General features: G+C 72.0%; 9 protein-coding genes. 4 read left to right on the top strand and 5 right to left on the bottom strand.

What is annotated here, in order from left to right:
* The first annotated feature begins 33 nt into the window (after positions 1 to 33).
* Both AB6L24_RS00660 and AB6L24_RS00655 read left to right on the top strand, forming a co-directional pair.
* Entirely contained in the window at positions 34 to 1,977 is a 1,944-nt protein-coding gene (locus AB6L24_RS00660) for an ABC transporter ATP-binding protein (protein WP_405650762.1), read from the top strand.
* Positions 1,970 to 4,123, top strand: a complete 2,154-nt coding sequence (locus tag AB6L24_RS00655; RefSeq protein WP_405650759.1) for an ABC transporter ATP-binding protein — start codon at positions 1,970 to 1,972, stop codon at positions 4,121 to 4,123. Before AB6L24_RS00660 ends, AB6L24_RS00655 begins: the two co-directional genes overlap by 8 nt.
* On the opposite strand, the gene AB6L24_RS00650 is transcribed toward AB6L24_RS00655, so the two are convergent.
* From AB6L24_RS00650 to AB6L24_RS00635, 4 genes are all read right to left on the bottom strand, one after another.
* Entirely contained in the window at positions 4,097 to 6,715 is a 2,619-nt protein-coding gene (locus AB6L24_RS00650; RefSeq protein WP_405650756.1) for a LuxR C-terminal-related transcriptional regulator, read from the bottom strand. The two genes, AB6L24_RS00655 and AB6L24_RS00650, sit on opposite strands and share 27 nt — an antisense overlap.
* Before the next feature lie 388 nt (positions 6,716 to 7,103).
* Positions 7,104 to 8,051, bottom strand: coding sequence for an AraC family transcriptional regulator (locus AB6L24_RS00645; protein WP_405650754.1), 948 nt, complete (start codon positions 8,049 to 8,051; stop codon positions 7,104 to 7,106).
* Between the two features lie 169 nt (positions 8,052 to 8,220).
* Positions 8,221 to 9,147: an NADP-dependent oxidoreductase gene (locus tag AB6L24_RS00640; RefSeq protein WP_405650751.1), complete on the bottom strand. Its 927-nt coding sequence runs from the start codon at positions 9,145 to 9,147 to the stop codon at positions 8,221 to 8,223.
* 261 nt (positions 9,148 to 9,408) lie between these two features.
* Complete coding sequence (locus tag AB6L24_RS00635; protein WP_405650749.1) at positions 9,409 to 10,467, bottom strand: VWA domain-containing protein; 1,059 nt, start codon at positions 10,465 to 10,467, stop codon at positions 9,409 to 9,411.
* A 261-nt stretch (positions 10,468 to 10,728) separates the two neighbouring features.
* On the opposite strand from AB6L24_RS00635, the gene AB6L24_RS00630 reads away from it, so the two are divergent.
* Positions 10,729 to 11,682, top strand: coding sequence for a RimK family alpha-L-glutamate ligase (locus AB6L24_RS00630; RefSeq protein WP_405650747.1), 954 nt, complete (start codon positions 10,729 to 10,731; stop codon positions 11,680 to 11,682).
* 156 nt (positions 11,683 to 11,838) lie between these two features.
* The gene (locus AB6L24_RS00625; RefSeq protein ID WP_405650745.1) at positions 11,839 to 12,411 is read left to right on the top strand and encodes a transcriptional regulator; all 573 of its coding nucleotides are present in this window, start codon (positions 11,839 to 11,841) and stop codon (positions 12,409 to 12,411) included.
* A 36-nt stretch (positions 12,412 to 12,447) separates the two neighbouring features.
* Here the strand turns inward: AB6L24_RS00625 and AB6L24_RS00620 are convergent, their stop codons facing one another.
* The gene (locus AB6L24_RS00620; RefSeq protein ID WP_405650743.1) at positions 12,448 to 14,019 is read right to left on the bottom strand and encodes an SDR family oxidoreductase; all 1,572 of its coding nucleotides are present in this window, start codon (positions 14,017 to 14,019) and stop codon (positions 12,448 to 12,450) included.
* Positions 14,020 to 14,102 lie beyond the last annotated feature (83 nt).

Below are 14,102 nucleotides of genomic sequence, written 5' to 3'. Positions count from 1 at the left end.
GACGGGTTCGAACCGGCGGAGGGGAACAGACCCATGACAGCCACGAGCGACGCCAGCGTGGACGGGAAGGCCAGGAGGAAGGGACCGGCCGGTGCGGCCGGTGCGGACACGGCGCCCAAGAAGAACGGCATCGGCGGCACGGGTCAGAAGAACGGCACGACCGGCGCGGACCAGGAGGGGAGCGCCGTGTGGGCGCTGATCCGCGAACTGCCGCGCGTCGCCCGCGGCCTGACCCTCGCCCTCGCCGTCCTGATCCTCGCGCAGGCCGCGGGCAGCGCCCTGCTGCCCCTTGCCACCGGACACCTCGTCGCCGCCCTCACCAGCACCCCGAAGTCCCTCGACAGCATGACGGTGGGGCTCGCGCTGCTCGGCCTCGTCCTGATCCTCGACGTGGTCCTCGACCCGATCCGCACCATGGTGGCCTCCCGCCTCGGCACCGCCCTCGACGGCGCGACGGCCCAGCAGACCGTCGACGGCGCCCTGCGCCCCGCCCAGATCGACCACTTGGACGACACCGATGTCGCCGACCGTATCGAGCGGGCCCGCGCCGTCGGACTCGGCGCGCACCCGCCGGGCCAAGCCGTCACCGCGCTGGCCGGACTCGTCCCGCTGCGCCTGACCGGACTGGTCTCCGCCGCCCTCCTCGGCTGGTTCGGGCAGTGGTGGATGCCCCTGGTACTCGGCGCGGCCTGGGTCGTCACCGGCCGCTGGCAGGAGAAGGAGATCGGCCGGTCGGTGTCCGCCCACGCCGGCAACACCGTGCAGCTGCGGCGCGCCGCCTACCTGCGGGAACTCGCGACCACCGCGCCCGCGGCGAAGGAAGTGCGGCTCTTCGGCATGCGCTCCTGGCTCGTCGAACGCTTCAGCACGGCCTGGTGGGACGGCATGGTCCACATGCGCCGGGCCCGGGTGAGCCCGCGACGGCACGCCCTCGCGATCGTGTTCCTCCTCGCCGCGCACCTCGCCGTCGTCCTCGCCCTGGCGTTCGCGGCGGCCCGCGGCTCCCTGTCGGTACGGGAGCTGACGGTCGCCCTGCAGGCGCTCCTCGGCCTCTTCGCCCTCGGATTCAGCGGCGACCTGCAGTGGACCCTGCACACGGCAAGCGCCGCCGTGCCCGCGGCACTCGCCGTCGGTGAACTGGACACCAAGGCCGCGCCCGGGACCCGTACCGAGACAACGACACTGCCCGACCGGGAGATCCGCTTCGACCAGGTGTCCTTCAGCTACCCGGGCGCCACCGGCCGCGTACTCGACGGCCTGGACCTCACCATCCCCGCCGGCTCCTCCCTGGCGATCCTCGGCGACAACGGCGCGGGCAAGAGCACCCTCACCAAACTCCTCGCCGGCCTCTACCTGCCCGACCGGGGCCGCATCACCGTCGACGGCCAGGACCTCGGCGACCTCGACCCGGCCGCCTGGCGGCGCCAAGTCGCCGTCGTCTTCCAGGACTTCGTCCGCTACCCCTTCTCCGTACGGGACAACGTGACCTTCGGCCACATCGAGGCGGCCGCCACCGACGACGACCACCTCGTCCAAGCCGCACGCCTCGGCGGCTTCCTCGGCGTCGAACAGGAACTGCCGAGCGGCTGGAACACCCTCCTGAGCGGCGCCTACACCGACGGCACCGAACTGTCGGGCGGGCAGTGGCAGCGGCTGGCCCTGAGCCGCGCCCTGTACGCCGTGCGGCACGGCGCCCGCGTGCTCGTCCTCGACGAGCCCACCGCCCATCTCGACATCGAGGCGGAGCACGAGCTGTACGCCCGCTTCCTGGAGATCACCGCCGGACTCACCACGATCCTGGTCTCGCACCGCTTCGCCACCGTGCGTCTCGCCGACCGGATCGCCGTCGTCGACGGCGGCCGCGTCAGCGAGTACGGCACCCACGACGAACTGCTCGCCTCCCAGGGACGGTACGCGCGGATGTTCCGCGTCCAGTCCGAACCCTTCGACGCACGCCAGGGGAGCCACAGTGGCTGACAGCCGACGCACGTCACGGGAGCCCGGGAAGGCGCGCCGGAACCGGGGCCGCAAGGCCCTCGCCGGGATCCGCCTGCTCGTCGGCACGGCGATCCACGTCGACCCCCGCCGCGCCCTGCTCGTCCTGATCCTCTCCCCGCTCCTCAACGTCGTCGCGGCCCTCCAGGCAGTCGGCCTGCAGTGGATGGTCGACGGCACCAGCGGCGACGACCGCGCGCAGATCGTGCGCGGCGGACTGCTCCTGCTCGTGGTCACGGTGTTCGTGCACCAGGCGGCGGCCATCGCCACCGACGTACGACTGGTCCTCCAGCACCGCATCGGCCTCGAGTTCGACCGCCGCCTGATGAACCTGTGCTCGTCGCCCGCGCACATCGGGCACTACCAGGACCCGGACTTCCTGGACACCGCCGAGGTCGTACGCCGGCGCCGCGGCGAATTCGGCACCGGCTTCGCGGCCCTCGTGGAGAACGCCAACCTGGTCGCCCGGTGCGTCGGCGCCCTGGTCCTGCTGGCGTTCGCCCACCCGCTGCTCGCCCTGCTGCCGCTCACCATCGTGCCGCTCGCGTCCGCCAACCACTGGCAGGCACGGCTCGTCGCGGAGGCGGAACGGGCGGGCGCGGCGGCCGACCGCCACCGCATGGCCCTGTTCTCGCTGGCCACCGACCCCGTCCCGGCCCGCGAGGTACGCCTGTACCGACTGGCCGGTGAGCTGTCGGCGCGGCACCGGGCGGCCTTCGTCGAGGCGAGCACCCCGCGCGAGGCGGCACGGGCCAAGGGCGCGTGGGCCGTGGCGGGCGGCTGGCTGTTCTTCAGCGCCGCGCTCATCGGCGGCCTCTACCTCATCTCCCGGTCGGTGATCGACGGCAGCGGCTCCGCGGGCCAGGCGGTCCTCGTCCTGCTGCTCAGCACCCGGCTCGTCGGCGCGACCACAGGCCTCGGTTGGCTGCTCGGCTGGCTGCGCCGCGCCCTGGACACCGTCGCGCAGTACCTGCGCCTGGTCGACTACCCGCAGGGCCACGAACGCACCGGTGAGGGCCGAGCCCTGCCGCCCCGAGGCGATCTCGTCCTCGACGGCGTGTCGTTCACCTACCCGGGCCGTACGCGACCGGCCCTGGGCCCCGTCGACCTGCGGCTGCCGTCGGGCGCCACGGTGGCCGTGGTGGGCGACAACGGCGCGGGCAAGTCCACCCTCGTCGCCCTCCTCGCCGGGCTGCAGCCGCTGGGGTCGGGGCGCATCACCTTCGGCGGCCGCGACCTCGGCGAGGTGTCGCCGCAGGTGTGGCGGGCCGGAGTGACGGCCTGCTTCCAGGACTTCTGCCGCTTCGAGCTGCCCGTCTCCGAATCCGTGGGCCTCGGCGACCTCAACGCCCTGGAGGACCGCGCCGCGGTACGGACAGCGCTCGACAAGGCCGGCGCGGCGGACGTCGTGGCCGGACTCGACGCGGACCTGGACACCCAACTCGGCCGCACCTACCCCAACGGCACCGACCTCTCGGCGGGCCAGTGGCAGAAACTCGCCCTGGCCCGCGCCCGGATGCGCACCCACCCTCTCCTCGTCCTCCTCGACGAGCCGACCGCCAGCCTCGACCCGGACAGCGAGGCCGACCTCCTGCGGCACTACTTGCACGCCGACCCCGGCGACCGCGCCCACGCCGACACCATCACCGTCGTCGTGTCGCACCGCTTCAGCACCGTCCGCCGGGCCGACCTCATCGTCGTCCTGGACGGCGGCCGGATCACGGAACTGGGCACGCACACGGAACTGCTGGCACGGCAGGGGCGGTACGCGAGCATGTACGCGCTGCACGCCGCCGCGTACGCCGGGACCGGCCCGGCCGACACTGCCTCGACTGAGGTGGTCCCAGCTGAGGCGGTACAGGCCGAGGTGGTCCCGGTCGTGACGGTCGCGGTCGAGGCCGAGGCGTCGCCTACGGTCGAGGCGGAGGCCGAGGCATTGTCCGCGGAGGCGGACGCCGAGCCGGGCTCGTCCGGGACGGCCCCGGCATCCGCCCCGGGCGGCACCACGGCTCCCACTGCCGCCCCTGCGCCCACGCCCACCCCCGCTGCTGCTCCCGCCTCCACTTCCGCCCCCGTTCCCGCTTCGGCGGCGCGCGCGGGCTCAGGTGCGGTGGAGGGCGGGCGGTAGCTCCTTGCGGGAGTGGACGCCGAGCTTGCGGTAGATGCGGGTGAGGTGGCTCTCGATGGTGCGGACGGACACGCCCAGGCGAGCGGAGATCATGCGGTCGGGCAGCCCCGCGGCGGCGAGGGAGGCGATCTCCACCTCGCGCAGGGTGAGCGCGTCGGGCAGCGGCCGGGGCGGGGTGAGGCCGAGGCGGTGGCGCAACCGGCTGGCCAGGAGGACGGCGTCGCTGTGGTGGCGGCCCTGTGCGGGCAGGGTCGTCGCGGCGTGCTCGGCGAGCCGCCACGCGGGTGCGTTCATGCCGAGGGTGTCGAGGCGGGTGGCGTGGTCGAGAAGCTCGGTGCCGATGCCGCGGGACAGCGCGAGGACGGCCTCGGCGGCGGCGATCAGCCGGGGCGCGTCGACGTGCCGGACGGCGACGGTGAGCCGCTCGACGACATCGGCGGGCGGCCTGCCGGGCGTCAACCAGGCCGTGTAGACGAGGTAGTCCACCTCCACCGCCCAGCACCCGGCGGCCCGCGCGGCCTCGACGGCACCGCGCATGTGCTCGGTCGCGGCCGTCGTGTCGCCGCGCGCCACGGCCACGGCGGCGCGGGCCCACTGCCACCGCCCGGGCATGATCGAGACCGCGTCCGGCGGGCAGGCGGCGAGCGTGCGCTCGGCGTCCTGTGGCCGCTGCTCCTCGGCCAGGCACACGACCAGCCAGCAGACCGCCTCGGTGCGCAACAGCCGCTTGCCGCTCAGCTGTTGGACGACCGCCTCGCGCAGCCGGTCGATCGCGTCGGACCGGTTGCCGAGCACCCACTGGAGACAGCCACCGAGCAACGTCGCGACAGCACCGCTCACCTGCCCGGCAGGAGCCCCCTCGCCCGGCCGTCCCGGCGCCCGCGGGCTGTCCTGCACACCCCCGAGGACGGGGTCGTCGACGAGGGCCTGCGCGTCGGTGGTCCGCCAGATCTCGGTGAAGGCGCAGACCGCGGCCGCCCATTCACGCTCCCAAGGGCTGCTGGCCGGGTTGGAGGCCGTGGTCTCGGCGAGGGTGACCGCGTCGAGCGTCCGCCCCGTGAGGGCGAGGGCCACGGTCAGGGCGAGGCGGGCGTAGCCGGAACCCGGCCCGCGCGTGTCGTGGCGCAGCACCCGCTCGGCGAGGGCGAGCGCGAGGTCGGTGCGGCCCGCGCAGAGCAGCACCAGGGACCGCAGGCCGTCGACCGCGGCGGTGGCCGAGGGCGAGGCCGGGCGGAGCCGCGCGAGGTGGAGGTCGGCGGCGGCCGGATCCCGTTCCGCCCAGCACCGGTGGGCGCCGAGCGCGATGGCCGCGCCGAGCCTGCCGCCGGGCGCGGTGGACCGGGCGTGCGCGTGTTCCAGTACGGCACGGGCCTGGGCGGTGTCGCCGAGCTCGACCAGGGCGTGGGCGAGCGGCACGGCGGCCGTGCCGGACTGCTCGTGCGCGCGCCGGGCGAAGCGGCAGGCGAGTTGCGGGTCGTGCCCGCGGACGGTCTCGGCCGCACGGATCAACAGACCGGCGTCGACGGGCCCGTGGGCGTCGAGCTGCCAGCGGGCCAGGGTCACCGGATCGGGCGGGCTCGCGCACGCCTCAAGCAGGGCGGCGGCCAGTCGGCGCCGCCGCAGCCGGGGCAGGCGCCGGCGCACGGCGGCGCCCAGCATCGGCTGCCCCAGGCGCACCAGGAGCTGGCGCCCCGGCCCGTCGACGGTGTGCAGCAGCCCTTGGCCCTCCAGGTCTTCGAGGCGTCCGGCGAGGCCGGGGGCGACGGCTTCCAGGACGGGCAGGGGCAGTGGCTCGCCGAGCGCGACGGCGGCCAGCGTGTCGTGGTCGGCGGGGGAGAGGCGGTTCAGCTCGTGGTCGAACAGCTCGGCAAGGCGCGGCGGCACCGTCAGCGGCCCGCGCCACCGCCACAGCCCGCCCTCGGCGACGAGGTGGCGCGAGACGCGGGCGTGGCGGACGAGTTCGGTGAGGAGCAGCGGGTTCCCGCCGGTCCACTGGTGCAGGCAGTCCACGGTGGCCTGGGCGACGGGCCCGCCCGCCAGACTGCGGATGAGCTGTTGCGTGCCGACCCGGCCGAACGCGGCCAGGTCCAGGCGCTCCAGGTAGCCGTCCTTCCACAGCGCCACCACGGCGTCCGACACCGGCGGGTCCGCCGGACAGGCCGACTGGGACCGGGCGGCGACCATCAGCCGCACCACCCCTTCCGCGGCCAGTCCCAGCGCCAGCGCCGCGCCCCGGTCGTCCAGGCGGTGCGCGTCGTCGATGACGAGCACGGGGATCCGCGCCCCGGCCCGCCGGAAGAGTTCGGTGTGCAGCGCGCCGTACGCCTGATGGTCGTCGAGCCGGTCGCAGGCGCCGAGGACGGAGCGGAACGCCCCGAAGGGAACCTGCCTGCTCGCCTGTGTCGCGGCCGTCCACACGACTTCGAACCGCGACGTAGTCAGCCGTCGCGCGACGGCGGAGAGCAATGCCGTCCTGCCGACGCCCGGCGGACCGACGATCGCCGTACCCCGCCTGGCCACCACGGCCGCCAATGTGGTGCGGAGCTCTTCGTCCCTGGCGACGAACGCACCCATGCCCTGGCTGTCTCGCATCGGTTTTCTCCCCCACGCGCGGCGCGGCCCGCTGACAGCTGACGTCTGGCCGGGCTCCGCCGCGCTGTTCCAGGAGGCACCCGCGGGCACGGGCGGCCTCCCTTTCCTGAGCGAACTCGGGTGACCTGCCTGACAGAACGGGCCTCGGCGGCCCGGACGAGCCGTACGAGGGCCCAGGGGCGGGTCGTATGTCCGGTGCTCTCCCGTGCACCGGCCGCGTCACGCCGCGCACGGGCCGCCCCTCCAGGACGGCCGCACCGGCCCCGGGGGACCGGAGCGCTCCGCACGGCAACACAGCAAGCCCACGGCATCGCAATAAACGACCCATGAATGCCCGCTCAACGCCGCCCACCGACACTCCCCGCCGGCCGGCCCGCGCGGCTGTTGCTCAGTGCCGCGAGACCGTGTGGGTCTGGCGACGGTAGTGCCCGGGGGCCTGCCCGTGTTCGCGCTTGAAGGCTTTGGCGAAGGCGTACTCGGAGCTGTATCCGGTGCGGGCCGCGATGGTCGTCAGCGGTGCTTGGGTCTCCCGCAGGAGCGTCGCGGCGGTCGTCATCCGCCACCGCGTCAGGTACGCCATGGGGGGTTCGCCGACGAGGTGCGTGAACCTCCGGGCGAAGGCGGCGCGGGACAGCCCGACCCGCTGGGCGAGGGACTGGACGGTCCAGGGTGCCGCGGGGGTCTGGTGTATGGCGGAGAGCGCCGGTGCGACGGCCCGGTCTCCCAGGGCCGCGGCCCAGCCCCGGGCGCTGGCGGGCCCCTGCTCCTCCAGCCAGGCCCGCAGGATGTACAGGAGCAGGGAGTCGATCAGCGCGGGCACGATGCCCGCGGATCCGATACGAGGCGAGTCCAGCTCGACCTTGAGCAGCTGCACGGCCGCGCTCAGCTCCGCGTGACGGCCGTTCCCGGTGGGCAGGTGGATGATCTCGGGGAGCTGGCCCACCAGCGGATGCGGACGCCCTTGGTCCAGGTGGTAGTTGCCGCACAGCAGGCTCGTCTGCGGCCCGTCACCGCCGATGGTGAGGGTGCCGAGGACAGGACCCGCGCTGAACTGCTCGGGCTGTTCCTCCACCGCCGGAGTGGCGGGGTCGTCGGCGAGGATGTGCCCCCGGCCGTCGCGCAGGAAGACCACGTCCCCCTCGGTGAGCGCGACCGGCGCCAGATGCGGCGCGTTCTCCAGCGGGACGAGCCAGCACGCCCCGGACAGGACCACATGGAATCCGGCCCCGGCGACCGGGGGGAGACGCAGCCCCCAGGGCGCACGCCCGAGGGTTCGCACGGACGCGGGCCGCCCGGTACGCATCGAGGACAGAGCCTCCGTCAGGACATCCACCACTTCCCCCAGTCCCCGACTCCCGCTCCGCGGCGCCCCCGCCCCGCCCCGGATTGTGCTGCCCGGCTCGATCCCCGGCGCTCGGGCCGACGTCGCGTCGACCCTGCCGCACCAGCTCAGACGAACCGGACCCCCACCTTACGTTCCCTCCACTGCCCGTCCGGCCCCGCCGTCAGCCGACGCTCAGCACGACCTTGCCCTGGACCCGGCCCGAGCCGACGAGCTCGTGTGCCTTGGCGGCTTCGGCGAGCGGGAAGGTCTCGGCGACGTGCGGGCGGACGGCGCCGGTGTCGACGAGCCGCGCGATCGCTTCCAGCGAGGCGTAGTCGGGCTCGACGGAGACCCCGGCGAAGCGGCGCCCCGCGGCCCCGACCCGTGCGGCCAGCTCCCGGTTCCCGTGTTCCATGATGCTCACGAGCGTGCCGCCGGGCCGCAGGACGGACAGCGAACGCTCCCCTTCGGAGCTGGAGTCGAAGACCACATCCACGTCACCGGCCGCTTCGGTGAAGTCGGTGGTCCGGTAGTCGATGACCTCGTCGGCCCCGAGGCCGCGTACGAAGTCGTGCTTGGGCGCGCTGGCCATCGCGATGACGTGGGCGCCGCGGGCCTTGGCGATCTGCACTGCGAAGTGCCCGACACCCCCGGCGGCACGGTGGACCAGCACCCGCTGTCCCTCCCCGACCCCGGCGGCGTCGACCAGCCCTTGCCAGGCGGTCAGCGCGGCGAGCGGGATGGCGGCCGCCTGCACGTGATCCACCGTCGTGGGCTTGCGGGCCACCTGACGCGAGGGCACCGCGACATACTCGGAGTACGCGTTCGCGGCACGCGGGAAGAACGGCATCCCGAACACCTCGTCACCCACAGCGAACCGGGCCCCCGCCCCGGCCTCCTCCACGACCCCGGAGATGTCCCAGCCGACCCCGAACGGCGGCTCGCCCAGCAACGGGTAGAACCCCGCACGCACCGCCACATCAACAGGGTTCACCCCGGCCGCCCGCACCCGCACCAGCACCTCCCCGCTCATCGGCTCGGGACGGTCCACCTCGACCACCCGCAGCACCTCGGGCCCACCGAACGTCTCCTGCCTGACAGCACGCATGATCCATCTCCCTCATATGTCCCGGAGCGCATGAGCGCGACCTGCGCTCACCGCCCCGACTGGCTGATGCATATGACTCTAGGAAGATCGAACGAGCCGCTGAATAGCTCTGAGTCTCCGAAAGATGTCTCACCGTCTACAGCGGGGGGAGGGAGAGGGCTGGCGGGCAGGCCGCCCCGGACCAGCGACCTGCCGCCCCGCTCTCCCCTTCTCAGATCCTCAGAGCACGACGAGAAGTTCTCAGACCATGACGAGAAGTTCTCAGAGCACGATGAGAAGCCGCGTGTTCGGCTTGAGTTTCCTGTTCACGGAACGACTCTGCACGTACACCTCCAACTTGGGATTGTTCCCCGCCTTCACGGAAACGGTGCCCTGAATTCCCGTACCGAACAGCAGACTGCGTGCCGCGTCCCCCGTATAGGCGCGGTCGGTGTCCTTCTCGACCACAATGACTTCCTTGTTCTGCTGAACCTGAGCCCGAGCCCCCAACTGGTAGTAGCACGATCCGCGTTCATAGGTCACGCCCGGATGCGAGTCGACGAAGGAACGGATCTCGACTTCCTTGTCGACCTTCAGGAGCCGATACTTGTCGGCCGGTATCGGTTCAAGGTTCGCCCGCACCTCGTCGACCGATATGTCCTGCCCGACGGCGAACAGGTTCTTCGTGCCCCGCACGCCCTGCTCGCGTCCCCGGAGGAAGCTGGTGGCCGCGGCGCGCACGGTGCCGATCGCCTCCTCGACGCCCTTCTGGGAGTCGGCGTCCCAGATGGCGATGTTCCCGGCCGGGAACCCGTAGTTCTGCGCGGTGCGCTTGGCCAGGGAGTTCGGCACGAGGATCGCCGAAGTCCAGTGCCCGGGAAGCCCGCCCATCGTCGCCGTGATCCTGTCGAGCCAGGGCCCGAGGATGGCCGGGTCCCCGTCGTGCCGCCGGTCACCGCCGGAGGCGTTCTCCTCGCCGTCCGTCACCACGATCTGGAGGAAGCTGTGCTCGCCGTACTCCTCCCAGATGTGTCCCAGGTCGTCCAGAGACTTCAAAGAAGCCTCGATCAGGGCCGTGGCGCCATTGTTGACCTGATACAGCCCCCGCATGGACGGAAGATGCTTCACGTCCATGTCCCACACCAGATTCTCCACCCTGTGATCGAAGGAGTAGAGACTGATCCTGGTCTCGTGCCCGAGGCTGTCCGACTCGGCCTTCAATCCGGCCACGAATTCGTCCACCACGCGAATGAGCTGACTCTGATGCGGACGCATGGAACCCGAACAGTCCACGACCAGCGCGACATGATTCACCTTGTGCTGGATCCTGTGTGCGGACATGTTTGTCCTCCCCCTCCGAGGCTCCCCGAGTGATGTATTCACTGTATGGGGAGGCACTGACAATGCCCTTTGACGTGCCATCACCCGCGGTGATCGGGCCCCGGAGCGGGGCGGTGGCCCGCACCGCCGGGGACCGCCTGCCGCAGAGCGACGCGGAAGGGCGCCGACCTCAACCCTGCGTGACGGCACGATCATGGAACTGGGAGACTGGCCCCCTCGACGGCCCGCAGGCAGTGGGCGGCGAAGTTGTGAGGAGCCGGAGTGGTCACACCGCCCGCCGCCCTGTCGGCGATCTCGGAACCTGCCGACGTCTGGATGCTGGTGCGGCAGCGCCCTTCGGTGCTGCGCCGCTCCACGCGCGATCTGGCGGCGGCCCTCGCCGATGCCTACGGCCCCCGCTTCGCGGTATGGCACACCGACGAACTGCTCTTCGGCGTCCAGGGCGGCCAGTTGGTGCTGCGCACCCTGGGAGGCGCAGACCTGCCCGCCCCCGAGGTGGTGTGCGTCCGCCAGGTGGCCGGTCCCATGCACGACGACCGCGAGGTGACCCTGCTGCGGCACCTCGAACACATGGGCAGCACCCTCATCAACACCGTCGACGCCCAACTCACGTCCCGCAACAAGGTCCGGCAACTCCAAGCACTCGCCTCGGCCGGCCTGCCGGTGCCCGACACCCTCTCCTACGCCACCGCTCCTCTCGAAGGCGTCGTGCGCAGCCTCCACCTGGACATGCCGTGCGTGGTGAAGTCCGTCAGCGGTGCCAAGGGCGACCAGGTCTTCCTCGCCCAGGACCCGCACCTGCTCAGGTCGGTGGCCGGCAGTCTCACCCGGGAGGCGCCGTTCCTCTTCCAGGAGTACGTGGCCCCTTCGCACGGCCGCACCCTGCGCGTGATCGTGGTCGACGGCGAGCCGGTGGACGCCGTCCTGCACACCTCCGGCAACGGCACGCTCGCCGCCAACATCGCCAAGGGCGGCGCCGCCACGCGCTGCGCGGGCCGCCATCCGCAGGCCGAGGACCTGGCGGTGCGCGCAGCCCGCGCCCTGGGCCTGGACATCGCGGGGGTGGACCTGTTGTTCGCCTCCGACGACACCTTCACCATCTGCGAGGTGAACGCCGTCCCGGGCTGGCGCCCGGAGATGACCGCGATCATCCCCGCGGTGACGGCCCGCATCGCCAAGGCCCTCTCGACCCGTCGTGATTTCAAGGCCACCTAAAGCAACTCAAGGCAACCTTTCACTAAGAGGCTGCAAATCCGTACCGGGCCAGTCCATCGCATCAATGCGTCCGGATGGATGCAATTGCGTGCACAGTAGCCGGAGTTGGGGTAATATAGTTGCTGGTGAATAGCTTCTCGCGCGGGAGGATTCGAGGTGTCTGAGAGGGTTCGGGATTTCGGTAAGTACGGTGCTCGCGGCGTCAAAGGCCATGAGGCCGTCGCGCGTCAACTCGATGCTCTCGCCGGCTATTTCACCACGCCCGTGACATCTCGCCGAGGCCTGCTGGCGCGGCTGCATTACCTGACCCGCAGTGACCACGCACGCCAGGCGGCGCGAGCGGCCGGCCTGACGGTGACCGACCGCACGCTCAAGGCCTGGCTGGACGGCAAGCGCAGGCCTTCTCAGCGGAACGTGGAGCGCGTCGAGGCCGCCTACCGCACGGTGCGGCGGCAGAACGTGGCCCGATATCTGCTGCGGCGCCTGAACGCGGAAGGCCGGGGCACGCGCGTGGAGATTCACCCGCTGAATCAGTCCCAGGTATCCAGGCCACGCCAGCGGGTCGTGGAATTCCGGAGCTTGAATGTCCGCCAGTGGGACGCGCTGGTTCGGGCCTGGACAGACGCGAATGACGAGGCGCTCGACGACGCCTGGGTGGAGAAGATCGTGGACCTGGGCAGCCAGTGGGGTCAGTACGAGTACGTCACCAATGTGGGATTCGCCGCCTGAGAAAAGCGACGGGGATTTCGAAACTCGACGTGCACGTCAGCGGCGCGCACGTCGCCCGATGCGGCGAGAACGAGCGGGCCCGGAGTCAGACACCGTCCCGCGCGCGCTCATGCCCTTGGCGGCCGCCTGCGTGATGTTACGGGCCATGCCGCCGAAGACGACAGCGTGGAACGGCGCGACGGACCACCAGTAGGCATGTCCCAACAGGCCCCGTGGATGGAACAGAGCACGCTGCCGATAACAGGTACGGCCCTCGTCGTCCGTCTCCGCGTACATCTCCAACCAGGCGAGCCCCGGCAGCCGCATCTCCGCCCGCAGCCGCAACAACCGACCGGGCTCGATCTCCTCCACCCGCCAGAAATCCAACGAATCACCGACCCGCAGCCGCTCCGCATCACGCCGACCACGACGCAGCCCCACACCACCGACGAACCGGTCCAGCCAGCCCCGCACCGCCCACGCGATCGGGAGCGAATACCAGCCGTTGTCACCCCCGACGCCTTCGATCACCCTCCACAGCGCCTGCCGGGACACATCGACCGGCAACTGCCGCTCGTCCTCATACAGACTGCCGCCCGCCCAATCGGGATCCGTGGGCAGCGGATCGCTCGGCGCCCCCGGCACCGAGGCGGACGACCAGCGCGTCGCGACCTGCGCCTCCCGCACCCTGCGCAGCGCAAGGGACAGCGCCTCGCCGAACGGCAGCGGACGACCCGGAAGATCCGGCACATACTGCGCGATGTCGTGCTCGTGGCAGACGACCTCATGACGCAGCGACTCCGTGAGCGGCCGGGCGATCGAAGCGGGCACCGGAGTGACGAGCCCCACCCAGTGGCTGGAGAGCCCCGGAGTGAGGACAGGCACCGGCACGATGACCCGTCGGCGCAACCCGGCGACCCTCGCGTACGCCCGCATCATCTCCCGGTACGTGAGCACATCCGGGCCCCCGATGTCGAACGCCCGGTCCACATCGGCCGGCATGACGGCCGACCCGACGAGATAGCGGAGCACATCACGGACCCCGATCGGCTGCGTACGCGTGCGCACCCACGACGGCGTGACCATCACCGGCAGCCGTTCGGTCAGATAACGCAACATCTCGAACGAAGCCGACCCCGAACCGATGACGACCGCGGCCCGCAGCACAGTGGCCGGGACAGGCCCGTCCAGAAAGATCCGCCCGACCTCGGCGCGCGAACGCAGGTGCGGGGACAGCTCCGCCTCGGGGACGCCCCGGGGTGTGAGACCACCCAGATAGACGATGCGCCGCACACCGGCAGCATGCGCCTGCTCGGCGAAGACGCGGGCCGCCCGGCGGTCGGTCTCCTCGAACCCGGAGCCGGAACCCAGCGCGTGCACCAGGTAGTACGCCACATCGATCCCGCGCATCGCCTCCGCGACGGCAGCGGCGTCCATGACGTCGCCCTCGGCCACCTCGGCATCCCCGGCCCACGGGTGGTCGCGGAGCTTGGCAGGCGACCGCGCCAGGCACCGCACCGCATGGCCCGCCTCCAGGAGCTCCGGCACCAGACGCCCGCCGACATAACCAGACGCTCCGGTGACCAGGCAGCGCAAGCGCTCCACGTCCCGTTGTCCCTCCGTACCCATGACCGCTCCTCCGCGCACTTGCTCCGACACCCACGTCCCGACCACGGGAACACGCCGACGAGATCGACCACATGAAGCGCACG

The organism is Streptomyces sp. RK9, from assembly GCF_045070545.1.
Classification (GTDB): domain Bacteria; phylum Actinomycetota; class Actinomycetes; order Streptomycetales; family Streptomycetaceae; genus Streptomyces; species Streptomyces alboflavus.
This window is presented reverse-complemented; position numbering and strand designations above follow the sequence as displayed.